We start from the raw sequence: 24,284 nt of genomic DNA, 5'->3' as shown, positions 1-24,284 counted from the left end.
GTTTTCCGTTTCGACTGCGCCGGAAGAGGTGCGCATTATAGAGAGATCAAACGGGGCGTCAAGGGCTAATTTCAAGCATTCTCAAAACAGCCTAAACGCCCGCCTCTATATATAGAGGCGGCAACCGCTACAGCACACCCGCAGTACGCAAACGCTGGATCTCATCCGCAGTCAGCGCCAACACCTCCGAGAGGATTTGATCAGTATGCTCACCCAGCAACGGCGGCGCATTGCGATATTCGACTGGCGTCTCCGACAGCCGAATCGGGCTCGCCACTTGCGGCACACGCCCTGCCAAGGGGTGAGCTAACTCAATGGCCAGGCCGCGGGCTATCACCTGGGGGTCCTCGAACATCTTTGCCAGGTCATTTATTGGTCCACAAGGAACACTGGCCTGCTCCAACAAGCCGATCCATTCGGCCGTGGTCTTGAATACTGTCACCTGACGAATCAATGGAATCAACTCGGCCCGATTCGCCACCCTTTGCTTGTTAGTCGCAAATCGTGGGTCATCCGCCCACTGAGGTTGCCCAGCCACCTCAGCGAACTTGCGAAACTGACCATCATTACCAACAGTAAGGATGAAATCACCATCGGCCGTAGGGAAGTCCTGATAAGGCACGATATTCGGATGCGCATTACCTAGCCTACGGGGCGCCACACCGGTAGTCAGGTAATTCATTGCCTGATTGGCCAGGCATGCAACCTGTACATCGAGTAACGCCATATCAATGCGCTGGCCACCGCCACCGTGCTCACGGTGGGCGAGGGCAGCCAGTATTGCAACGGTCGAGTAGAGCCCGGTGAGGATATCCGTAAGAGCCACCCCAACCTTCATCGGGCCAGCACCCTCGTCACCTTCAGGCCGGCCAGTCAGGCTCATAAGCCCGCCCAACCCCTGAATCATGAAGTCATAGCCCGCACGCTTGGCGTAGGGGCCAGTCTGGCCGAAGCCAGTAATGGAGCAGTAGATCAGACGGGGGTTGATCGCCTTCAAGCTCTCATAGTCGAGGCCATATGCTGCCAACCCACCTACCTTGAAGTTCTCGATGAGAATATCTGATTTGGCTGCCAGCTCACGAACCAAACGCTGACCTTCGGGCTGAGTAAAGTCGATGGTCAGGGAACGCTTGTTACGGTTGGCCGACAGATAATAGGCCGCCTCACTGGTGTTCTCACCCCGTGCATCCTTGAGGAAGGGCGGGCCCCAGGCGCGGGTGTCATCACCCACACCAGGGCGCTCCACCTTGATCACCTCGGCACCCAGGTCCGCAAGGATTTGCCCAGACCACGGCCCAGCCAATACTCGCGACAGATCCAGCACCCGCAGATGAGATAGCGCGCCCATGGGCTGGCTCCTTGTTAGTAGAACGCCTGAATGCCGGTTTGCGCACGCCCAAGGATCAATGCATGCACGTCATGGGTACCTTCATAGGTGTTGACCACTTCAAGGTTTACCAGATGCCGCGCAACACCGAACTCGTCGGAGATGCCATTGCCGCCCAGCATGTCGCGCGCCATACGGGCAATGTCCAGAGCCTTGCCACAGGAGTTGCGCTTCATGATCGAGGTAATCTCAACCGCAGCCGTACCTTCATCCTTCATACGCCCCAGGCGCAGGCAGCCTTGCAAGGCGAGGGTGATCTCGGTCTGCATGTCAGCCAGTTTTTTCTGGATCAGCTGGTTTGCAGCCAGCGGGCGACCGAACTGCTGACGGTCGAGGGTATATTGCCGCGCGGTATGCCAGCAGGCTTCAGCGGCACCCAGGGCCCCCCAGGAGATCCCGTAGCGAGCAGAGTTCAAGCAGGTGAACGGCCCCTTAAGGCCACGCACGTCGGGGAAGATGTTCTCTTCGGGAACGAACACATTGTCCATCACGATCTCACCAGTGATGGAGGCGCGCAGACCTACCTTGCCGTGAATGGCCGGCGCACTCAGGCCTTTCCAGCCTTTTTCCAGGACGAAGCCCCGGATATCACCTGCATCATCCTTGGCCCAAACCACAAACACATCGGCGATAGGGCTATTGGTGATCCACATCTTGCTACCAGTCAGGCTGTAGCCACCGTCGACTTTACGCGCACGGGTGATCATCGAACCTGGGTCAGAGCCATAGTTGGGCTCAGTCAGGCCAAAGCAACCAATCCATTCACCACTGGCCAGCTTAGGCAGGTACTTCTGCTTCTGGGCTTCAGTACCGAACTCGTTGATCGGCACCATCACCAGCGACGACTGCACACTCATCATCGAACGATAGCCGGAGTCGATTCGCTCCACTTCACGAGCGATCAAGCCGTAGCACACGTAGTTAAGGCCACTACCACCGTATTGCTCAGGAATCGTCGCACCGAGCAGGCCGATTTCTCCCATCTCGCGGAAGATCGCAGGATCCGTCTGTTCGTGACGAAAGGCTTCCAGTACACGCGGCGCCAATTTGTCCTGAGCGAACTGGAAAGCACTGTCACGCACCATGCGCTCTTCTTCAGTAAGCTGCTGATCGAGCAACAGGGGGTCGATCCAGTTGAAGCTTGCTTTGCCAGCCATGAGCGAATCCTCAAGAAATGGGTTCAGGTTTTTTGTCCTTTGATCCTAGGCCGGAAAGCCCAGAGGGACAAACGACGATTGCGCATAAACTTGTGATAATTTTTCACTCCGTAATGGAAAAAAGCCCATTCCTGCGTTCTATTAGTGAGATCAACGTATATGAGGCGCAAAATTCCCAGCACCACCGCGCTGGTCTGCTTTGAAGCAGCGGCGCGCCACGAAAGCTTCACCAAGGCGGCCCAGGAGCTATCACTGACACAGGGAGCCGTCTGCAGACAAATAGCGGGGCTGGAGGACTTCCTCAATGTCGAACTGTTTCGCCGTTCACGCCGAGGGGTAAAGCTCACCGAAGCCGGGCTTTCCTATAGCCGTCGGGTAGCGACACAGTTGGATGCCGTAGAGCGCGACACGTTGTCGGTCATGGGCCAACAGGGCGCCAATGTCATCGAACTGGCCGTGGTGCCAACCTTTGGCACCCAGTGGCTGCTGCCACGCCTGAAGGAGTTCCAGCACCGCCATCCAGAAGTCACCGTCAACTTGACCAACCGCACGCGTCCCTTTCTGTTCGCCGATACACACTTCGACGCTGCGATCTATTTCGGCGATGCGGACTGGTCAGGAACACAGTCCCACCGCCTGATGGGCGAAAACCCGGTTCCCGTGTGCAGCCCGGCGCTGCTCGGCGCCCAGCAACAGCTTACTGCGCAGTCGATAGCCAGCCTGCCTTTACTACAGCAGACCACCCGCCCATACGCCTGGCGGCAGTGGTTTGACAGCCTGAACATGAACGTTGCTCGCGACATGACGGGGCCACGCTATGAACTATTCTCGATGCTTGCCCAGGCCGCAAAACATGAAATGGGCATAGCGCTGATACCACCGTTCCTTATTCAGCGCGAGCTGGCAGAAGGGCGCCTGGTTATCGCCAACCCCCATGCACTGTCGAGCATCAAGGCCTACTACCTGATGATTCCTGAGCGCAAAGTGGAGTCAGCATCACTACGCGCCTTCCGTGACTGGTTAGTAGAACAAGCGCGCACCTATACCAAGAGCCACAACGGAGGTGTTCAGAATTAACTACGTAGTGCAATATTTCAAACACCTACAGATGTACGTAAATGTCGCAATTAACTAAATTACGTTAACGTACCCGTAAACACCCCTTAACCCTGCTGTTTACAAGGCTTTGACGCTATAAATGGGGGGTCATTTCTGTCGCGCAGAGATTTCAACAGAAATTTTTCAAATTTTACCGTAATCTCCCTGAAGCCCACGTTTGACGGGCTGCACGCCAATTATTGCGACATTCGGTCACAGGGTGACTTGTAGTTTGTTTATCGTCACCCTTCAAAATCTGTTGAAGCGATTCAGGATCGCCAGCAAAATGCCCAGCCCCGCCTGTATTCATGCGGGATCGTGCTGATCGGCCGCCCCAGACGCACCATCCGTAGTGCGCTGGTTTACTAACAAAAGATCACGCAGGAGAAATTGACGTGCACATTGGTGTTCCTCTCGAAACGCAGACGGGCGAGACACGCGTCGCTGCCACCCCGGAAACCATCAAAAAACTGATTGGCCAGGGTCACCAGGTCACCGTTCAACGCGGCGCAGGGGTCAAAGCCAGCGTACCGGACAGTGCCTACGAAGCAGCAGGCGCCACTATTGGCAGTGCTTCCGATGCGTTTGGCGCACAACTGATTCTTAAAGTTGTGGCGCCCAACGATAGTGAACTGGGTCAGATCAAGAGCGGCACCGTGCTGGTGGGTATGCTCAATCCCTTCAACAACGATGTCATCGCCAAGATGGCCGAGTGCGGCATTACAGCCTTTGCCCTGGAGGCCGCTCCGCGCACCTCCCGCGCGCAAAGCCTGGATGTGTTGTCGTCACAGGCCAACATTGCCGGTTACAAAGCTGTATTGCTGGCCGCACACCATTACCCACGCTTCATGCCAATGCTGATGACCGCTGCCGGCACTGTAAAAGCCGCACGCGTGCTGATTCTCGGCGCAGGTGTTGCCGGGCTGCAGGCAATCGCCACAGCCAAGCGCCTGGGTGCAGTGATTGAAGCCTCGGATGTACGGCCTGCCGTGAAAGAGCAGATCGAGTCGCTCGGCGCCAAGTTCATTGATGTGCCGTATGAAACCGACGAGGAGCGCGAGTGCGCCGAAGGCGTTGGCGGCTATGCCCGACCGATGCCTGCAAGCTGGATGCAACGCCAGGCCCTGGCCGTGCATGAACGCGCCAAGCAAGCCGACATTGTCATCACCACCGCACTGATCCCTGGCCGCAAGGCACCGACGCTGCTCAGCGCCGAGACCGTCGCGCAGATGAAACCGGGGTCGGTGGTCATCGACCTGGCAGCCGCCCAAGGCGGCAACTGCCCGCTTACGGTTGCCGACCAAGTGGTCATTGAGAACGGCGTAACCATCGTCGGCCCAACCAACCTGCCGGCCATGGTCGGTGCCGATGCTTCGGCACTGTATGCACGCAACCTGCTGGACTTCATGAAGCTGCTATTCGACAAGGATGGCCAATTCACGATCAACCTCGAAGACGACATTGTCGCCGCGTGCCTGATGTGCCGCGACGGTCAGGTCATCCGCAAGAACGGATAAGGAGCACGACAATGGAAGACATGCTGATTTCCCATGGCGTCTACAACCTGATCATCTTCGTGCTGGCCATCTATGTCGGTTACCACGTGGTCTGGAACGTCACCCCGGCACTGCATACCCCATTGATGGCGGTTACCAACGCCATCTCCGCCATCGTCATCGTTGGCGCAATGCTCGCCGCAGCGCTTACGGTAACCCCGCTGGGCAAGGTCATGGGTACCCTCGCGGTCGCCCTGGCAGCGGTCAACGTATTCGGCGGTTTCCTCGTCACCCGGCGCATGCTGGAGATGTTCAAGAAGAAAGCAGCGAAGGCAGAGGGGCAGAAGTAAACATGAGCATGAACCTGGTAACACTTCTCTACCTTGTCGCTTCGGTGTGCTTCATCCAGGCCCTCAAAGGCCTGTCTCACCCGACTACGTCACGACGCGGCAATCTGTTCGGCATGCTCGGCATGGCGCTGGCCGTGGTCACCACCATCGGCCTCATCTACAAGTTGGGTGCGGAGCTGGCGACTGCCGGTATTGGCTACGTGATTGTCGGCCTGCTGATCGGCGGTACTGCCGGCTCGATCATGGCCAAACGGGTGGAAATGACCAAGATGCCTGAGCTGGTCGCGTTCATGCACAGCATGATCGGCCTGGCTGCGGTATTTATCGCCATTGCGGCAGTGGTTGAGCCTCAATCGCTGGGTATCGTCAGCAGCATCAGCGAACCAATCCCTACCGGCAACCGTCTGGAACTGTTCCTCGGTGCAGCCATCGGTGCGATCACGTTCTCCGGTTCGGTCATCGCCTTCGGCAAGCTCTCCGGCAAGTACAAGTTCCGCCTGTTCCAGGGCGCTCCCGTGCAGTTCAGCGGTCAACACAAGCTGAACCTGATACTTGGCCTGACGACCATCGGCTTGGGCCTGGCCTTTACCTTCACCGGCAACTACAGCGCCTTCGCCCTGATGCTGATCCTGGCATTCGTCATGGGCGTACTGATCATCATCCCGATCGGCGGTGCCGACATGCCGGTAGTGGTGTCGATGCTCAACAGCTACTCGGGTTGGGCGGCCGCTGGCATTGGCTTCTCGCTGAACAACTCGATGCTGATCATTGCGGGTTCGCTGGTAGGGTCTTCGGGTGCGATCCTCTCGTACATCATGTGCAAGGCGATGAACCGCTCGTTCTTCAACGTCATCCTCGGCGGTTTCGGTGGGGCGACGGACGCAGCTGGCCCGGCCGGTGCGAAGGAAGCCCGTCCGGTGAAGTCCGGCTCGGCAGATGACGCCACCTTCCTGCTCAGCAACGCTGATACGGTCATCATTGTGCCTGGCTACGGTTTGGCTGTTGCACGTGCCCAGCATGCCCTTAAAGAGCTGACGGAAAAGCTGACCCACAATGGCGTAACCGTTAAGTACGCGATCCACCCTGTAGCAGGACGGATGCCTGGACACATGAACGTGCTGTTGGCAGAAGCCGAAGTGCCCTATGACCAGGTCTTTGAGATGGAGGATATCAACTCCGAATTCGGCCAGGCCGACGTGGTACTGGTACTGGGTGCCAACGACGTGGTCAACCCGGCAGCGAAGAACGATCCAAAGTCGCCAATCGCTGGCATGCCGATTCTCGAAGCCTTCAAGGCCAAGACCATCATCGTCAACAAGCGCTCCATGGCCAGCGGTTATGCCGGCCTGGACAACGAACTGTTCTACCTCGACAAGACCATGATGGTCTTCGGCGATGCCAAGAAAGTCATTGAGGACATGGTCAAGGCCGTCGACTGACCCTGAGGCAACAAAACCAAAGCCCCAGTGCGGTATCGCCTGGGGCTTTTTGCTGCCCAAAAACGCCGACAAAAGGCCCTATTTATACGCTGGGCATTCGACCTTGGTCGTGGGACGAACCCTTTCTAAATCACTAGACTGGAGACCTAGCTTTAGTAGCCCGAGATCGAGAAAACAATCCATGTACCGTGATCGAATTCGCTTATCCTCCCTGCATAGCAAAGTAATGAGTGCGGCCGATGCCGCTAGCCTGATTCAGGACGGCATGACCGTCGGCATGAGCGGTTTCACCCGTGCCGGTGAAGCCAAAGCCGTTCCTCAGGCGCTGGCCGAACGCGCCAAGAATTCGCCGCTGAAGATCAGCCTGATGACCGGCGCCAGCCTGGGCAATGATCTCGACAAGCAGCTCACCGAAGCTGGCGTACTCGCTCGTCGCATGCCGTTCCAGGTTGATAACACATTGCGCAAGGCCATCAACGAAGGCCAAGTGATGTTCATCGACCAGCATCTGTCGGAAACCGTTGAGCAGCTGCGTAACCAGCAGCTCAAGCTGCCAGACATCGCCGTCATCGAAGCCGTAGCGATCACCGAACAGGGCCACATCGTTCCGACCACGTCCGTAGGTAACTCGGCCAGCTTCGCGATTTTCGCCAAACATGTGATCGTCGAGATCAACCTGGCGCACAATCCGAACCTGGAAGGTCTGCACGACATCTATATCCCGACCTATCGTCCAACCCGTACACCGATCCCGCTGGTGAAGGTTGACGACCGCATCGGCAGCACCGCAATCCCGATCGACCCTGCCAAAATTGTCGCTATCGTGATTACCGACAAGCCGGATTCGCCGTCCACTGTACTGCCGCCAGACAGCGAAACCCAGGGCATCGCCAACCACCTGATCAACTTCCTCAAACAAGAAGTTGATGCAGGGCGCATGACTAACAAGCTTGGCCCGCTGCAGGCCGGTATCGGCAGCATCGCCAACGCAGTAATGTGCGGTCTGATCGACTCGCCATTTGAAGACCTGACCATGTACTCCGAAGTACTGCAGGACTCGACCTTCGACCTGATCGACGCTGGCAAGTTGAACTTCGCGTCGGGCAGCTCGATCACCCTGTCGAGCCGCCGCAATGCCGACGTGTTTGGCCACTTGGAGAAGTACAAGGACAAGCTGGTACTGCGTCCTCAAGAAATCTCCAACCACCCTGAAGTGGTTCGCCGCCTGGGCATCATCGGTATCAACACTGCACTGGAGTTCGACCTGTACGGTAACGTCAACTCGACTCACGTCTGTGGTACCCGCATGATGAACGGTATCGGTGGCTCCGGCGACTTCGCGCGTAACGCCCACCTGGCGATCTTCGTGACCAAGTCCATTGCCAAAGGCGGCGCGATTTCCAGCGTTGTGCCAATGGTCAGCCACGTCGACCACACCGAGCATGACGTCGACATTCTGGTCACCGAGCAGGGTCTGGCCGACCTGCGTGGTCTCGCTCCACGTGAGCGCGCCCGTGTGATCATCGACAACTGTGTGCACCCGGACTACCGCGAAGCGCTGAATGACTACTTCACCCGTGCCTGCGAGCGCGGTGGTCATACTCCGCACATCCTGCGTGAAGCCCTGTCGTGGCACGAAAATCTGGAAGAAACCGGCCGCATGCTCGCTGGTTAATCCCCTCTATCACTGTTCAGTTGGTGCTGTGCAATGCACACCAGCTGAACAGTGATGCCTCTTAATTCCTAAAACTGTTCTACTGTACCGGTAGTTTTCCGGGACTTTCCTCGCTATCACGCCCTTCCCCAAGAAAAATCGCACCACGTCAGTGCAGACCGGTACAGTTGCGTCCATTTCGAGTGCAACAGTCCTATAAAACAGTTAACTGGACCATCACAATCCATATGAACTGTATCTAGAGAAATCGACCGCACAGGAGGATCATTGGCATCAGTTAAATCACTACCTAATGCCGCCATAAGCGGAAGGATGACATCATGGAACGTACCCTCAGTTCCGATCTGGTTTTTGAAAACAGCACTGAAAAATCCAACGCTGCACTGCCGCTGCGTTTGCTGTCCAACCTGCTGCTGTGGCAACGTCGTATTTCCAGCCGCCACCAGTTGGCTCGCCTGGATGCTCGTCTGCTGGCCGATGCAGGCATCAGCGAAGCACAACGCTACGAAGAGCTGAGCAAGCCTTTCTGGCGCTAATGCAGGACTCGCCGGCTACGCCGGCACCTCGAATTCATCAAAACCCGTCGCAGGTGACTGCTGACGGGTTTTGTCGTTCTGACGCCCGGGATAGAGCGCTTGCAACACAGACCTGTACAGTTTTATAAATTCAAATATACATAGATACAGTTCTGTTGCATCGCTCACGACACAAGCACCACGCAACGAAATGGCACTGTCACGGTCCTATTGCTAGCAATGCCGGTTCCCCACGTGCGCATCACACATGGTGCCGTCGTGGTACGCTTAAACAGCTACTCAACAAGCTCTCTAAAGGAGATAGACCCCATGTTCCGTTCACGCTTGCTTGGCACCGCGCTGATGCTGGCCCTGGCTTCGACAGCCAATGCAACCAGCTTCGTCGTCACCACCGATACCGTGGTTCGGGGATTAGGGGCCTCCACTGACGCCACCTCCGATGTGACCTCATCCTTCCGTGACGATAAGATCGTCCGTGCTGCCCGTGACGACGCTGCCAGCTTCGTTGCCAGCCAAGGCGCAATACGCGGTGTAAAACTGGAAAGTGCACTCGCGCATATCCGCCAGCAGTCACCGGCGCTTCAAGCCAGCGACGCACAATTGGCACAAGCGATTCTGGCCATCTGAGCATCATTGCAGCCCGGCACAGTTATGTAACAACATGCAAAACAGCCGGGCTCTTCAGGCTGGTTCAGACCGACGCATTGGGATAGCCTTTGCCGCCTGATTCACCAGCCCCTAGAGAACCATGCGTTATCCATTACTGCTGTTGCTTGCGTTGTGCTGGGCCGGCACCGTCCAAGCCCTGGACCTGACTACCCAGAGCCTTGTTGCCAGCGGCTATGCCACCAGCAAGGTTACCTCGGCACCCTTCGACCGCAAATTGATACTGGCAGCCAAGGACGATGCGGCAGCATTCGTCACCAGCGCCAGCGTATTGCGCGGTGCTCACCTGCAGGCTGCGCTGGAACGGCTGCGTGAAACTCACCCCAAACTTCATGCCAGCGACCTTGAACTGGCGCAGGCAATTCTCGTCCAATGACCACACCTGTATTACCGGAGATGTTCCATGCGTAACCCGCTGATTGCCGCCACCCTCGGCCTAATGCTGATGGCCGACCTGGCCCAGGCGCACACCCTGGTGGCCACCAGCAACATTATCGTTCGTGCATTTGGCCGCTCGATCGACTTCACCTCCGACACCACGACGTCTATCCGTGATGCCAAAGTAGTCCGCGAAGCCCATGACGATGCCGCCAGTTATGTCGCCAGCAACGGTGAAATCCGCGGTGCGCAACTTGAAGCCGCGTTCGACACTTTGCGCCAGCGTGTTCCTGAGGCACGTCAAGCCAGTGATCAGACCCTGGCCGAAGCTATCCTGGCCCTGTGAGCCCCATGCGTGCCTGGCTGCTGGGCTGCGTTCTGACGCTGCTCGCGTCCCCCGTGTTGGCGGATCTGCAATTGGTCCTCGATCACGACGGTCTTGATCCGCAACAACAAAGGGCCAGCCAGGCATTGCTGGATGAGGCGCTGCAAGCGCTTCCACCACAATTCAAATCCCGGCTGGATCGACGTATCGACGTCAGCTGGAGCACAAAGATGCCAGAGGAGGCTTACGGGCAGGCCTCGCTGGTGTCCAGTCTCGAACTCAACCGTCACTTGCTGCCAAGTCTTGTGGACGGCACCGCTGCTACTACAAAAACTGATCGGCCACACGGTACTGTGCGTCAGGAACTGCTGGCGACCGTCCTGCATGAACTGACCCATCTGTATGACCGTGCTCGCTTGTGGCCTGCAGCCGAACGTAAGCACATCCATGCCTGCACCCGGTACGCAAGCAGCAAGGGCGAGGTGGGCCTTCCTGACGACTGCCGGGGACAGACCGAACGCCGCTTCACCCTCAGCGATGACCCACGACTGCTGGACCTTGCCGGCTGGCCGCAGTACGTCGGTCGACGGGGAGCGCGCGAGCAACACAATCGGCAAATCGCCCGCAGCCCGGATAGCTACGAGCTAAGCAGCCCGAAAGAGTTCATTGCGGTCAACATGGAGTACTTCCTCCTGGACCCGAGCTATGCCTGCCGACGTCCCGCCCTGCACGCCTACCTGCAAGCGCATTTTGGCTGGGCCCCGGCACACCCGGCCTGCCAACAAACATTACCGTTCCTCAATGCCGGGAATGATTTCGCCCGCCAACCACTGGGCCAGATCGACCCGGAGCGGGTCTATGCGGTCGATTACCTGCTGGCCGAAGCCAACCAGAACTGGGTCAGTCGCTGGGGCCATAGCATGCTCCGCCTGGTGATCTGTGCCCCTGGCAGGCCACGCGGCCCAGACTGTCGACTGGATCTCGACCAGCATTTGGTGCTGTCATACCGGGCCTTCGTCAATGACTTGCAGCTATCCAGTTGGGGTGGCCTGACAGGAGCCTATCCCTCCCGTTTGTTCATCCTGCCACTGGGTCAGGTCATCGACGAGTACACCAAGACCGAACTGCGCAGCCTGGCTTCAGTACCGCTCAAACTGAATCGATCCGAGCTGGAGAGCCTGGTCCGCCAGGCAGCGGAAATGCACTGGAGCTACGACGGGAACTACTATTTCCTCTCCAACAACTGTGCAGTCGAAACACTCAAACTGCTACGCAGCGGCACAGGCAAGCCTCAGTTGGCTGGACTCGACAGCATCATGCCCAATGGCTTGCTGGAAGTGCTCAACGGACGCGGCCTGGCTGACGTCAGCGTCCTCGACGATCCGCGCGAAGCCCTGCGCTTGGGCTACCGTTTCGACTCCTATCGGGACCGATATGAGGCCATGTTTCAGGTAGTGAAAAAACACCTGCCCATCGCCCAGAACAGCGTTGAAGCCTGGCTGGAGCAACCTGCACAACAGCGACGGCAATGGTTCGATCGCGCTGACCTGCGCACCAGCGCTGCGCTGTTGCTGTTGGAGCAGGCAAGCCTGCGACGCCAACTGCTGCTGGCTCAGGATGAGGTCAAGCAACGCTACCTCAATGGCCGCGCACTGAATGATGCGAGTGTGGCCAAAGCCAATGGCACCTTGCAGCAGATACTGGCCAACAGTGGCTTCCTCAGTCGCCCGGCCGAACTGATCGATAGCAAGGGTTATGGCGTGCCACAGGCAACCGAGCGCCAGCAACTGGAGCAGACCAGTGGACAGCGCCAGCAACAGCTGCAACACCTCACAGCAGCCCTTGACCAGGAAGTCCGGGCCTTGCTCGAGCCATCACGCGCGGCCGAAATTGCAGCGGTTGAAGCCAGTATCAATCAAATTGGCAAACACCTGCGTGAGCTGCACAAGGCTGCCGGGGGCTTACAGCTACCCTAAATCCCACGGTGACAACCATCGTGATGACGCAGGGGCATCCGACCCACTCCGTTTGTCATCTTTCAGCCCGCGAAAGCTGGCTGAAAGCTTTCGCTTTTAGCATCACAGCACCACCGGCATAAGACCGGTCAGCCGGTGTACCCGAGACTCAGTGTGCACCAGGCCAATTTAACAACAACAATGGTGACTCTGATGTCTTTCTACGCCCGCCTTGCCACTCCACGCCCGCCAAAAGACCGAACGCTGCTGATAGCACGCTGATTCGTCCAACTCGACTTCCCTTCGACGCGCTACGCCTGGAGTTCCCTCATGCTGACCTTCCTCGGCTTTGCCATGGTCATCACCTTCATGTACCTGATCATGACCAAACGCCTGTCGGCGTTGATTGCATTGATTCTGGTGCCCATCCTGTTCGCTCTGTTTGGTGGCTTTTCCAGCAAAATCGGCCCGATGATGCTGGAGGGCATCAGCAAACTCGCGCCAACCGGCGTCATGCTGATGTTCGCCATTCTCTACTTCGCCCTGATGATCGACTCCGGCCTGTTCGACCCGGCCGTACGCAAGATCCTCAAATTGGTCAAAGGCGACCCGCTGAAAGTTTCTGTCGGTACTGCGGCGCTGGCCTTGGTCGTATCGCTCGATGGTGACGGTGCGACCACCTACATGATCTGTGTTGCCGCGATGCTGCCTCTCTACAGCCGTCTGGGCATGAACCCCCGAATCATGGCCGGCTTGATCATCCTGGCTGGTGGGGTAATGAACATGACACCCTGGGGCGGCCCAACGGCCCGTGCCGCCAGTGCGCTGCATGTAGACCCTTCGGATATCTTTGTTCCCATGATCCCGGCCATGCTGTTCGGCGTGGTGGCGATCCTTGCTATTGCCTACCTGTATGGCAAACGTGAACGGGCTCGCCTGGGTGAGTTGCACCTGCCGGGAGACGAAGTCGATCACAGCGAAATCAGTGTTTCGCAGTTTCCTGATGCACGCCGCCCCAAGCTGCTGTGGTTCAACGGGGCCCTGACTTTTGCCCTGATGGTCGCCTTGATCGCCGGCCTGCTGCCGTTGCCAGTGTTGTTCATGATTGCGTTCAGTGTCGCCATGGTGGTCAATTACCCATGCCTGCAGCAGCAGAAAGACCGCGTTGCCGCACATGCCGGCAGCGTGCTGGCAGTGGTCGGGCTGATATTTGCGGCGGGCATTTTCACTGGCATTCTTTCTGGCACGGGTATGGTTGAGGCCATGTCCAAGAGCCTGTTGGCCGTGATCCCGGAAGCCATGGGTCCTTACCTGGCGGTGATTACAGCGGTTGTCAGCATGCCATTCACCTTTTTCATGTCCAATGACGCGTTCTATTACGGCGTGCTGCCCGTGCTGTCTGAAGCGGCCAGCCACTACGGTATCTCGCCAGTGGAGATGGCTCGCGCGTCGATCGTCGGGCAACCCGTGCACCTGCTAAGCCCACTGGTACCCTCAACGTACCTGCTGGTGGCACTGGCCGGCATCGAATTTGGCGATCACCAGCGCTTCACCTTGAAATGGGCAGTACTGGTTTGCCTGTGCATAATGTTGGCTGCGTTACTGATGGGAATTTTCCCACTGTTCAGCAGCGTGTAAGGCTACGGATCCAACCACTGCGAGTGCACTCTTTGCCCAGGCGCATCGCATTCAACGATTGAAGGAATACACATGGAATGGCTGACCAACCCGGAGATCTGGGTTGCCTTTTTTACTCTGACGGCCCTTGAGATCGTTCTCGGCATCGACAACATCATCATGATCTCGATCCTGGTCAGCCGCATGCCCAAACACATGCAACCGCGTACCCGGATCTTCGGCCTGGCCCTGGCCATGGTTACCCGGATCATGCTGCTACTGTCGATCACCTGGGTCATGCGCCTGACCAATGACTTGTTCGAAGTCTTCGGACAAGGTATCTCTGGACGTGACCTGATCCTGTTCTTCGGTGGCCTGTTTCTGCTGTGGAAAAGCTCTCAGGAAATCTTCCACGGCCTGGAAGGCGAGGATGAAACACACGAAGAACCTGCTGGCAAAGGTGGCCAGTTCCTCTACACCATCATCCAGATCGCGATCATCGACATTGTCTTCTCACTGGACTCGGTGATTACCGCTGTCGGTATGGTTTCCCATGTGCCGGTCATGATCGCGGCCATCATTGTCGCCGTACTGGTGATGATGCTCTGCGCTGGCGCCATCAGTGAGTTCATCGACAAACACCCATCGCTGAAGATGCTGGCGCTGTCATTCCTGATCGTGGTCGGTACGGTACTGATTGCCGAGTCTTTCGACGTGCATGTACCAAAAGGCTATGTCTACTTCGCAATGGCGTTCTCGCTGGCTGTAGAGGCCATCAACATCCGCATGCGCACCGCGATGGCGAAAAAGAAACAACAACAGAACGAACCGGTGAAACTTCGCAAGGACATTCCGGGTCAGTAATCCTGGTGCTGTCACGAAAAAGGGCCCATATGGGCCCTTTTTCATGCTCCAGCCTGAGTGTTTAGTTTCAAGCCTGTGCAGGCTATGCGATGCTGGCGCCTGGGCTTTTAGCCTACTAAAGCTTAAGTGAGTACTGGAAAAGAACCGCCTGCGACCAGGCCAGACTCACGGCATTATCCACTTGCCCCTTTGGGGTACATTCAACAGGGGGCCTTTTCACATGCTGACCCTGCTCAATCTACTCTCGGCCGTGGCCTTGCTGATCTGGGGCACACACATCGTGCGTACAGGCATCTTGCGCGTGTACGGCTCCAATCTGCGCCGGGTACTGAGCCAGAATATGGCCAGACGCCCCTTGGCCTTCATTGCCGGAATCCTGGTCACAGCCTTGGTGCAAAGCAGCAACGCTACGGCCATGCTGGTGACCTCGTTCGTCGGGCAAGGCCTGATGACACTGACCCCGGCACTGGCAATCATGCTGGGCGCAGACGTGGGCACAGCCCTGATGGCCCGGGTACTGACGTTCGACCTCTCCTGGCTGTCACCCCTGCTGATCTTTCTTGGCGTGATTTTCTTTCTCTCGCGCAAACAGACACGCGCCGGCCAGTTAGGACGCGTTGGCATTGGTCTTGGGCTGATCATCCTGGCCCTGCAACTGATTGTCGAAGCGGCGGCGCCGATCACTCATGCCCAGGGCGTAAAAGTGCTGTTTGCCTCGCTGACTGGCGATATTTTGCTCGACGCTCTGGTCGGTGCACTGTTTGCCTTGGTGTCCTACTCCAGCCTGGCGGCCGCACTGTTGACGGCGACGCTGGCAGGTGCAGAACTGATTAGCCTGCCTGTCGCCATCGGCCTGGTGATTGGTGCCAACATCGGCAGTGGTCTACTGGCCTTTCTCAGCACCAGCATGCAGAACGCTGCCGGTCGCCAGGTGGCATTGGGCAGCCTGCTGTACAAGCTGATCGGGCTGTTCTTGATCATTCCAGCACTGGGCCCGCTGGTAAAATGGATGGACAGCCTGAACTTCAGCCCCCAAGAACTGGTGATCGGTTTCCACTTGCTCTACAACAGCGTGCGGTGCCTGTTGATGCTGCCGACTGTGAAACCCATGGCAAGCGTGTGTAGCTGGCTGCTGCCACTTCGCGAGGAAACCAACGGCCAGGCCCAACCCCGTCACCTGGACCCGACTGCACTCGCCACCCCCAGCCTGGCACTGGCCAACGCAGTACGCGAAACCCTGCGTATGGGGGACTTGGTCGACAGCATGCTGGATGCCATGCTCGGCGTTCTGCGCGGCACTCAAACTGCACTGACCCAACAGATGCGAAGCCTGAGCGAAGACGTTGAAGGGCTCTACAACGCGATCAAACTGTACCTGGCGCAAATGCCACGCGAAGACCTCAGCGAGCAAGACAGCAGACGCTGGGCAGAGATTATCGAATTGGCGATCAATCTGAAGCTGGCCAGCGACCTGATCGAGCGCATGTTGCGTAAGGTACAGCAGCAAAAAACCGCACAGCGCCGCGAGTTTTCCGAGGTTGGCTTGGAAGAATTGACCGGGCTACACACTCAGTTGCTCGCCAACTTGCGTCTGGGCCTGTCGGTGTTTCTCAGCGCCGATCCGGAAAGTGCACGCCAATTGTTACGTGAAAAGCGGCGCTTTCGCGCTCAAGAACGGCGCCTTGCTCACGCCCATGTCAGCCGACTGCAACGTAAAGTGGTGCAGAGTATCGAAACCAGCTCACTGCACCTGGAACTGATTGCCGACATGAAACGCCTGAACTCACTGTTCTGCAGCAGTGCCTATGTGGTACTGGGTAGCTCGGATACCGGCGCCCTGTTGATCGACGGCGTGCCCGACGATGCCCATTCACCTTGAACGATCCAAGAACTCCCGCAAGGAAGCTCGCCATGCGTTGCCTGTTGTTTGTTTGCCTGTTGTTGGGATGTGTACCCAGCTTCGCTCTTGACCGCTCTCAGGTAGAAGGCTACCTGCTGCCCAATGGCCTGCAGGTCATACTCAAGCCGGGCTACGAACGTGACCACGTGTCGATTCGCCTGGTGGTGGGGGTCGGCTTCGATGATTTCCCATGTGACCGCCGTGAGCTGCCACACCTGTTGGAACATCTGTTGTTCAGCGGTATCGACGAGAGCGGCGAGGGGGGTCTGGAGGAACGCATGCAAGCGCTGGGTGGTGAGTGGAACGCTTACACCAGCAACGCAGACACCACCTTCGTGATCGAAGCTCCCGCACGCAATCAACGCAAAGTGCTTGATCTGTTGCTTGCGATTCTCAGCCAGACCCAGCTCGATGAGAATGCACTCGAGCTGTCGAAGAAGATCGTCGAACGCGAAGATGGCGGGCATTACTCGCATCTGCAACGCTGGCTCGACCGCCAGGATCTCGGCCACGGTTCCAGCGATCAATTGGCGGTGGAGCTGGGACTGACCTGTGCTGAACGCTCCTCTATAGATGACCTGAGACTGGAAGAAGTAGACGACTTGCGCGCGCACTGGTATGCGCCCAACAACATGACCCTGATCGTGGTAGGAGGCCTCGACCGCCTGCTACCGGCTTATCTGGAGCGTACCTATGGCCAGCTCGACCCGGTCGAACCCGGAGAGCGACGGAGTCTGGAAACGGTAGTACAGCAAGCCGAGGCCACACGCGTGCTGACCAGCGGCTGGCTTGGAAACAGCGCCAAACTGCATTGGCTGTTCCTGGAGCCAGCGCTTGAAGGTGACAGAGAGCAGACCTTCAACCTGCTGCAACGTTATCTGGACTGGGCGCTTTACAGCGAGCTGCGTCTCAAGCACAGCCTGTCCTATGGACCCTCTAGCCAGCGTGAAATGCTTGGCAATAGCAGTGCCATAAGCCTGAATGCTGATCTTGATCGCGAGAGCGTCGATGAGGCGGAGGATCTGCTCCGGAAAATGATCGACCAACTGCGTCAGAACGGGCTGGACCCGGCCACCTTTGAGCGCATCAAACAAGCAGCGATAGCCCGTGAAGCCTGGACCACCCAGGGTAACGCAGCCTTGGCCGACTACTACTGGAGCGCATTGGGCGACTATGCCGATGGGCGCTTTGCAGACCCGACAAGCAAATTGCGCCAGGTCAGCCTGGAGGATGCCAACCAGGCCATGCGCCAGCTGTTCGCCGAACCTGGGTACCTGCGCATCGAGCGGTCAGTATTTGGTTATGACAGCATCTACCGCGTATTGGCCGGGATAGTGGGGCTGATCCTGCTGGCTGGATTTGTCTGGCATAAACGCCGTACCTCCCAATAGGCGCCGCCAAGGCGCTTTCAAAGGGGATGACAACAAGCCATCACGGACAAACAGCGTTATCCTGTGCGGTTTTTACCCTGACCTCAGCGAATACCCGCATGCCTCATGTCATCCAGCGCCTACTTGAATTGTTCAAGCGCTACCCCGGAGTGATCGCCCTTGGCGGTTTCATTTCCGGTATTGCCAGTTTCATTCTGGTCGACCGCCAAGCAGGCCTGGCCAGTTGGATCGCCATTCTGATGCTGGTCAGCTGGGTCTGGCTGATGCTGGAGAACACGTTTACCCAACTGTTCACCAAGGTTTTCAAGCGTGAAATTCCGCAGCCACTGCTGCGCTATGCCACGCAGATGATCCACCAGGAAAGCCTGTTTTTCGTCCTGCCGTTCTTTTTCATCACCACCACCTGGAACAGCGGCCAACTGGTGTTCACTGGGCTGCTGACCGCAGCCGGGTTGATCTCCATCATCGATCCGCTGTACTACAAATGGCTGGCACCTCGACGCTCGCTGTTTCTTGCCCTGCACACCCTGACCTTGTTCGCCGCACTGCTGACTGCGCTGCCCATCATCCTGCACCTGACCACCGCACAGAGCTTCAAACTGGCACTGGGTGCCGCCATGCTGCTGTCGTTCCCCAGCCTGGCCAGTAGTTTTCCTATCAACCACTGGCGCCGCGCCGTCATGCTGGTAGCTGTAACCCTGGCCGTGGGTGGCAGCGGTTGGCTGCTGCGCTCCTGGGTACCGCCCGCCACACTATGGCTGAACGATGTAGCGATAAGCACAGAGGTGCAAAATCGTACCCCCGGCGCCAGCCTCAAGCAGGTGAGCGCCAGCCAGATCCGCAGCAGTGGCCTGTATGCCTACACAGCAATCAATGCCCCACGTGGTTTGAATGAGCGGATTTACCATGTCTGGCAGTTTAACGGCAACGAAGTCGACCGTATCGCTCTGGACATTCATGGCGGGCGCAAGGAAGGCTACCGCGCCTGGACCTACAAGCAGAACTTCCCGAGCAACCCTGTCGGGCGCTGGCAAGTAAGAGTGCTGACCGAAGACGGCCAGGTCATCGGCGTGCTGCGCTTCCGAGTGGTTGACGACGGTCAAGCGAGCGCGCCTCAGTAGCGCTATGCTCTGGGACGGCGCATTGGCGCGCCTTCCGGATCACATGGAGCTTATGACCACCACTGTCACTTCAGCCAATGCCACCTTGGACACCACCAGCAGTCCAGCTTGCCTGCGGATCACGGGTGACTGGACGCTGGCCAACTACGCCAGCCTGAAGCTGTGCACCGCAGGCCTGGCAGGCCAGTACGACAGCATGACGCGCATCGAGCTTGAACAACTCGGCAAGCTGGACACTGCAGGCGCGGCGCTACTGGTCGAGTTACTGGGCACCGAGCGCCTGGCTCAACTGGCCGAAACCGACACACACCTTCCTGCAGCCAGCCGCGCACTGCTGCAAACGGTCTATTGCTCATTGCACGACTACTGCATTCCGGTGAAGGCCCCCGAGCAGGCTGTGCTGGTACAACTGCTTGAGCGCATTGGTAGCGCCGTCGATACCCTTAAACAAGATACGCTGCACCTGCTCGGGTTCGTTGGCCTTATTCTCGCCACCTTCGGTCGCTTGCTGTTACAGCCAAAGCGCTGGCGGCTCACATCAGTGGTTGCGCACGTCGAGCAAACCGGCCTGAACGCCGCGCCAATCGTCGCACTGCTGACCTTTCTGGTTGGCGCAGTGGTGGCCTTTCTAGGGGCCACGGTACTGGTCAAGTTTGGCGCCAGCATTTTTACCGTGGACCTGGTAGCGTTCTCTTTTCTGCGTGAGTTTGGTGTGTTGTTGACCGCCATTTTGATGGCTGGACGCACCGCAAGTGCGTTCACAGCTCAGATTGGCTCGATGAAGGCCAATGAAGAGATCGACGCCCTCCGCACACTGGGCCTGGACCCCATCGAGATACTGGTCATCCCACGGGTGTTGGCCTTGCTGATCGCACTGCCGTTACTCACCTTTCTTGCAATGCTCTGCGGCATCGTCGGTGGTGGTCTGGTTTGCGCCTTATCCCTGGACATCTCACCCGCCATGTTCCTTTCGATGATGCAAAACGACATCGATGCCAGGCATTTTCTCGTAGGGCTGGCCAAAGCACCGTTTTTTGCCTTCCTGATCGCAGCCATTGGTTGCCTGGAAGGCCTCAAGGTCACGGGTAGCGCCGAATCGGTCGGTGCCCACACAACCTCCAGCGTGGTTCAGTCAATCTTTGTGGTGATCGTGCTGGACGCCATTGCAGCTCTGTTTTACATGGAGATGGGCTGGTGAATACCACAAGCCCTCGCGAAACGGTGATCGAAGCCCGTGGCCTGTGCAATCGCTTTGGCAGCCAGAGCGTGCATGAACAACTCGACCTGGATCTATTCCGTGGCGAAATCCTTGCTGTGGTCGGCGGCTCGGGCAGCGGTAAATCTGTCCTGCTACGCAGCATCATCGGCCTGCGTCGCCCCAACGAAGGCGATGTAAGGGTGTTCGGGCAACACCTGAGCCAGCTCGACGAAGCACAACGCTCTCGAGTTGAAAGGCGGTTTGGCGTGCTGTTTCAGAAAGGGGCCTTGTTCTCCTCACTGACCGTCACAGAGAACGTTGCCTTGCCACTGATCGAGCATGCCGGCCTTGGCCGCGCAGACGCCGAACACCTCGCGGGCGTCAAGCTGGCGCTGGCCGGGCTACCTTTATCGGCCGCGGACAAGTACCCGGCCTCACTCTCCGGCGGCATGATCAAGCGCGCAGCGCTGGCACGAGCACTTGCCCTGGATCCGGATATCCTGTTTCTCGACGAACCCACCGCCGGCCTCGACCCGATCGGCGCGGCAGCCTTTGACCAATTGATCCTGACCCTGCGCGACGCCTTGGGCTTAAGCGTGTTTCTGATCACTCACGACCTGGACACCCTCTATACCATCACCGATCGAGTCGCCGTGCTGTCACAGAAAAAGGTGCTGGTGGCCGCGCCTATCGCTCAGGTTGCCGAAACCGAGGATGCCTGGATTCAAGATTACTTCCATGGCCCCCGTGGCCGTGCGGCCTACTTGGCCACCCAAGCGCTCAAGGAGGTCTGAAATGGAAACCCGCGCGCACCATGTATTGATCGGGCTGGTTACCGTTCTGGTCGTGGCTGGCGCCATGCTGTTCGGGCTGTGGTTGGCCAAATCCAGTGTCGACGATACCTTCAAGGACTACGAGGTGGTATTCAACGAGACCGTTTCCGGGCTGTCCAAGGGCAGCGCGGTGCAATACAGCGGGATCAAGGTTGGCGATGTCATCAACCTGCGCCTCGACCCGAAAGACCCTCGCCGTGTCCTGGCCCGCATTCGGCTAAGTGCCGATACTCCAATCAAGGAAGACACCCAGGCCAAGCTGGCCTTGACCGGCATTACCGGCACTTCGATCATCCAGCTCAGTGGCGGTACACCCCAAAGCCCGACGCTAGAAGGCATCGGCCACAAACTGCCGGTGATCGTTGCCTCGCCGTCGCCGATTGCGCGCTTGATGAGCAACAGCAATGACCTGATGAGCAGTATCAATCAACTGCTGCACAATGCTAACCAACTGTTCTCCGAAGAGAACACCGCACGCGTGAGTAATACCCTGGCGCACCTGGAGAAAACGACCGGATCGGTTGCCGAGCAGCGTGATGACATTAGACTGGCCATCCAGCAACTGGCACAGGTAAGCAAGCAAGCCAGCGCAACACTCGAACAAACCAGCCAACTGATGCGCAGCGCCAATGACCTGCTCAGCAACCAAGGCACACAAATCGTCGGTAATGCGCAACAGGCCATGCAATCGTTGGCCAGCAGCACCACGACCCTCAACGCCATGCTCAACGACAATCGCGAAGCCATCAATGATGGCGCCCAGGGCCTGCATGAACTGGCACCGGCCATTCGAGAGTTGAGGGACACCCTGACTTCATTGAAAGCAATCTCCCGACGCCTGGAAGCCAACCCGGGTGGCTACCTGCTGGGCCGAGACAAAAACAAGGAGTTCGAGCCATGAAGCATACCCGCCTCGCGCTGGCATTGGCGCTGAGCCTGAGCAGCGCGTGCTCGATTTTGCCCCAGGCCGACCCATCCGATGTCTACCGCCTGCCAACTCGTCAGGCAGCGCACAGCAGCAGTGTCGCGACAGCAGACTGGTCGCTGCGACTTAACAAACCGCTCGCCAGTGAAATGCTGAACAGTCCACGCATTGCCGTGGTGCCTCAGGGCGATCTGATCAGCAGCTACAAGGGCGCTCGCTGGAGTGACCCGGCCCCCACGTTATTGCGCAACCGCATGCTTGATGCCTTCCAGCGCGATGGTCGCGTGCAACAGCTCAGCGCCGACGACAGCAACCTGCAAGCCGACTACGAGCTGGTCGGCGAGCTGCAATCGTTCCAGAGCGAGTACGGCGCGCAGGGGCTCAACGTGGTGATACGCCTTGATGCGCGCCTGATACAGGGACGCACACAACGCGTTCTCGCCAGCCAACGCTTTGAAGTGCACCAACCGCTAAGCGATAAGCAGGTGCCGGCAGTGGTCGAGGGCTTTGGTCAGGCCAGCGACCAGTTGATGGCGCAACTGGTTGACTGGACCGTGCGTCAAGCCGAACGCGTTCAGGCAAAGAACCAGTAGCAGACACCAATGGCTGCCAGCACACCGGCCAATTCGGCGAGCAGGGCACAACCCACGGCATGGCGGGCGCGCTGGATACCCACGGCGCCAAAATACACAGCCAGCACATAGAATGTGGTTTCGGTGCTGCCCTGTACCGTGGCAGCCACCAACGCCGGGAAACTGTCCACACCATGGCTCTGCATGGTCTCGATCAACATGGCGCGGGCAGCACTGCCAGAGAACGGCTTGACCAGGGCAGTCGGCAAGGCATCGACGAAGCGGGTATCCCAGCCAAACCAGTCGACTGCATAGCGAATACCGTCCAGCCCGAACTCGAGCGCTCCCGAGGCACGCAACACCCCGACGGCACAGAGCATTGCCACCAGATAGGGCAACAGGCTCTTGGCCACGTCGAACCCTTCTTTGGCGCCCTCAACGAAGGTTTCATACACCTTGACTCGCTTGAACGCACCGATCAGCAGAAACAGCATGATCAACCCGAACAGGGTCAAGTTGCCCATGATCGACGAGAGTGTCGCCAAGGCAGAGGCCGAAAGCCCGGCCAACAACGCCATGAACCCACCGAGCAGCAGCGCGCCAGGTACCAGGTAAGCGAGGACCACCGGATCCCACAGGCGCAACCGCTGCATGACCGCCACCGAGAGCAGGCCCACCAAGGTTGATGCGCTGGTCGCCAAAAGGATCGGCAGGAATACCAGTGTCGGGTCCAACGCCCCTTGCTGGGCGCGGTACATGAAGATAGTGACGGGCAACAACGTCAACGATGAGGCGTTGAGTACCAGGAAGAGAATTTGAGCATTGCTCGCGGTGGTTGAACTGGGATTGAGCTCCTGTAGCGCTCTCATGGCCTTGAGCCCGATCGGCGTGGCGGCGTTATCCAGGCCCAGGCCGTTGGCGGCAAAGTTCAGGGTGATTAACCCCAGTGCCGGATGGCCAGGTGGCACCTCTGGCATCAGTCGCTGGAACAGCGGGCCTAATACCTTGGCCAGCCATTCGACCACACCGGCTTTCTCGGCAATTTTCAGGAAACCTAGCCAGAGGGTGAGGGTGCCGAACAACAGTACCATGACCTCGACGGACAATTTGGCCATGGCGAAGATGCCCTCGACCATGGCTGCAAAGATCCCGGCGTTGCCGCCCACCAACCATTGCGCCAACGCCGACACCGCAGCGACCACGAAAAATCCAAGCCAGAGGCCGTTGAGCATCAGTTATTCCCCCACACAGTGGGCCGAATGATAGCGGGCCAGGCTGGGGGCGCGCCAGAAAAGCCCTATCGGGCAGTGCCGTGACCGCGTTGAGCCCCCCCTCAAAATCGAGTAGGAGGCGAGTTCACACCCGCCGTCCTCTCACACCACCGTGCGTACGGTTCCGTAC

22 protein-coding genes are annotated in these 24,284 nt (G+C 58.1%); 19 read left to right on the top strand and 3 right to left on the bottom strand.

The annotated features are described in order from the left end of the window. Window positions 1–127: 127 nt before the first annotated feature. Window positions 128–1,348 carry a CaiB/BaiF CoA transferase family protein gene (locus IE038_RS22960; RefSeq protein WP_189396352.1) on the bottom strand — a complete coding sequence of 407 codons (1,221 nt, stop codon included), beginning with the start codon at window positions 1,346–1,348 and terminating at the stop codon, window positions 128–130. A 14-nt stretch (window positions 1,349–1,362) separates the two neighbouring features. Further along, window positions 1,363–2,544: an acyl-CoA dehydrogenase gene (locus tag IE038_RS22955; protein WP_189396351.1), complete on the bottom strand. Its 1,182-nt coding sequence runs from the start codon at window positions 2,542–2,544 to the stop codon at window positions 1,363–1,365. 159 nt (window positions 2,545–2,703) lie between these two features. Between IE038_RS22955 and IE038_RS22950 the strand changes: the two genes are divergently transcribed. The 19 genes from IE038_RS22950 (at window position 2,704) to IE038_RS22860 (ending at window position 22,904) form a co-directional block, all read left to right on the top strand. Continuing rightward, window positions 2,704–3,621 carry a LysR family transcriptional regulator gene (locus tag IE038_RS22950; RefSeq protein ID WP_189396350.1) on the top strand — a complete coding sequence of 306 codons (918 nt, stop codon included), beginning with the start codon at window positions 2,704–2,706 and terminating at the stop codon, window positions 3,619–3,621. A 416-nt stretch (window positions 3,622–4,037) separates the two neighbouring features. Then, complete coding sequence (locus IE038_RS22945; protein ID WP_189396349.1) at window positions 4,038–5,159, top strand: Re/Si-specific NAD(P)(+) transhydrogenase subunit alpha; 1,122 nt, start codon at window positions 4,038–4,040, stop codon at window positions 5,157–5,159. 11 nt (window positions 5,160–5,170) lie between these two features. Beyond that, entirely contained in the window at window positions 5,171–5,488 is a 318-nt protein-coding gene (locus IE038_RS22940) for an NAD(P) transhydrogenase subunit alpha part 2 (protein ID WP_009403440.1), read from the top strand. A 2-nt stretch (window positions 5,489–5,490) separates the two neighbouring features. Beyond that, window positions 5,491–6,927 (top strand): NAD(P)(+) transhydrogenase (Re/Si-specific) subunit beta, encoded by a 1,437-nt coding sequence (locus IE038_RS22935; protein ID WP_163937362.1) that lies wholly within the window; start codon window positions 5,491–5,493, stop codon window positions 6,925–6,927. A gap of 181 nt (window positions 6,928–7,108) precedes the next feature. Then, complete coding sequence (gene scpC / locus IE038_RS22930; RefSeq protein ID WP_163937365.1) at window positions 7,109–8,602, top strand: succinyl-CoA:acetate CoA-transferase ScpC; 1,494 nt, start codon at window positions 7,109–7,111, stop codon at window positions 8,600–8,602. 320 nt (window positions 8,603–8,922) lie between these two features. Beyond that, window positions 8,923–9,138, top strand: a complete 216-nt coding sequence (locus IE038_RS22925; protein ID WP_163937368.1) for a DUF1127 domain-containing protein — start codon at window positions 8,923–8,925, stop codon at window positions 9,136–9,138. A 309-nt stretch (window positions 9,139–9,447) separates the two neighbouring features. Further along, entirely contained in the window at window positions 9,448–9,765 is a 318-nt protein-coding gene (locus tag IE038_RS22920) for a DUF2388 domain-containing protein (RefSeq protein WP_163937371.1), read from the top strand. Window positions 9,766–9,886: 121 nt separating this feature from the next. Further along, a complete protein-coding gene (locus IE038_RS22915; RefSeq protein ID WP_163937374.1) occupies window positions 9,887–10,180 on the top strand; it encodes a DUF2388 domain-containing protein in 294 nt (97 codons plus the stop codon). A 27-nt stretch (window positions 10,181–10,207) separates the two neighbouring features. Further along, complete coding sequence (locus IE038_RS22910) at window positions 10,208–10,528, top strand: DUF2388 domain-containing protein (protein ID WP_189396348.1); 321 nt, start codon at window positions 10,208–10,210, stop codon at window positions 10,526–10,528. Further along, window positions 10,525–12,483, top strand: a complete 1,959-nt coding sequence (locus IE038_RS22905; protein ID WP_189396347.1) for a DUF7844 domain-containing protein — start codon at window positions 10,525–10,527, stop codon at window positions 12,481–12,483. Before IE038_RS22910 ends, IE038_RS22905 begins: the two co-directional genes overlap by 4 nt. Window positions 12,484–12,792: 309 nt before the next feature. After that, on the top strand, window positions 12,793–14,100 hold the full coding sequence (locus IE038_RS22900; RefSeq protein ID WP_163938460.1) for a CitMHS family transporter: 1,308 nt from the start codon (window positions 12,793–12,795) through the stop codon (window positions 14,098–14,100). A gap of 72 nt (window positions 14,101–14,172) precedes the next feature. After that, complete coding sequence (locus IE038_RS22895; RefSeq protein WP_163938463.1) at window positions 14,173–14,943, top strand: TerC family protein; 771 nt, start codon at window positions 14,173–14,175, stop codon at window positions 14,941–14,943. 220 nt (window positions 14,944–15,163) lie between these two features. Beyond that, window positions 15,164–16,822 (top strand): Na/Pi cotransporter family protein, encoded by a 1,659-nt coding sequence (locus IE038_RS22890; RefSeq protein WP_189396346.1) that lies wholly within the window; start codon window positions 15,164–15,166, stop codon window positions 16,820–16,822. Between the two features lie 32 nt (window positions 16,823–16,854). Further along, a complete protein-coding gene (locus IE038_RS22885) occupies window positions 16,855–18,234 on the top strand; it encodes a M16 family metallopeptidase (RefSeq protein ID WP_189396345.1) in 1,380 nt (459 codons plus the stop codon). 98 nt (window positions 18,235–18,332) lie between these two features. Next, entirely contained in the window at window positions 18,333–19,355 is a 1,023-nt protein-coding gene (locus IE038_RS22880; RefSeq protein ID WP_163939128.1) for a DUF5924 family protein, read from the top strand. Between the two features lie 52 nt (window positions 19,356–19,407). After that, entirely contained in the window at window positions 19,408–20,553 is a 1,146-nt protein-coding gene (locus tag IE038_RS22875) for an ABC transporter permease (RefSeq protein ID WP_163939126.1), read from the top strand. 23 nt (window positions 20,554–20,576) lie between these two features. After that, window positions 20,577–21,347 (top strand): ABC transporter ATP-binding protein, encoded by a 771-nt coding sequence (locus IE038_RS22870; RefSeq protein WP_407682254.1) that lies wholly within the window; start codon window positions 20,577–20,579, stop codon window positions 21,345–21,347. A 1-nt stretch (window position 21,348) separates the two neighbouring features. Beyond that, complete coding sequence (locus tag IE038_RS22865) at window positions 21,349–22,287, top strand: MlaD family protein (RefSeq protein WP_163939122.1); 939 nt, start codon at window positions 21,349–21,351, stop codon at window positions 22,285–22,287. Beyond that, a complete protein-coding gene (locus IE038_RS22860) occupies window positions 22,284–22,904 on the top strand; it encodes an ABC-type transport auxiliary lipoprotein family protein (protein ID WP_163939120.1) in 621 nt (206 codons plus the stop codon). The genes IE038_RS22865 and IE038_RS22860 overlap by 4 nt, the downstream gene beginning before the upstream one ends. On the opposite strand, the gene IE038_RS22855 is transcribed toward IE038_RS22860, so the two are convergent. Further along, complete coding sequence (locus IE038_RS22855; protein WP_163939118.1) at window positions 22,886–24,115, bottom strand: nucleoside recognition domain-containing protein; 1,230 nt, start codon at window positions 24,113–24,115, stop codon at window positions 22,886–22,888. The two genes, IE038_RS22860 and IE038_RS22855, sit on opposite strands and share 19 nt — an antisense overlap. Between the last annotated feature and the right edge of the window lie 169 nt (window positions 24,116–24,284).

The sequence above is a fragment of the Pseudomonas laurentiana genome (genome assembly GCF_014648275.1).
Taxonomy (GTDB): Bacteria; Pseudomonadota; Gammaproteobacteria; order Pseudomonadales; family Pseudomonadaceae; genus Aquipseudomonas; species Aquipseudomonas laurentiana.
Note: the sequence above shows the minus strand (reverse complement) of the source record. Positions and strands in the feature narration are given on the sequence as shown.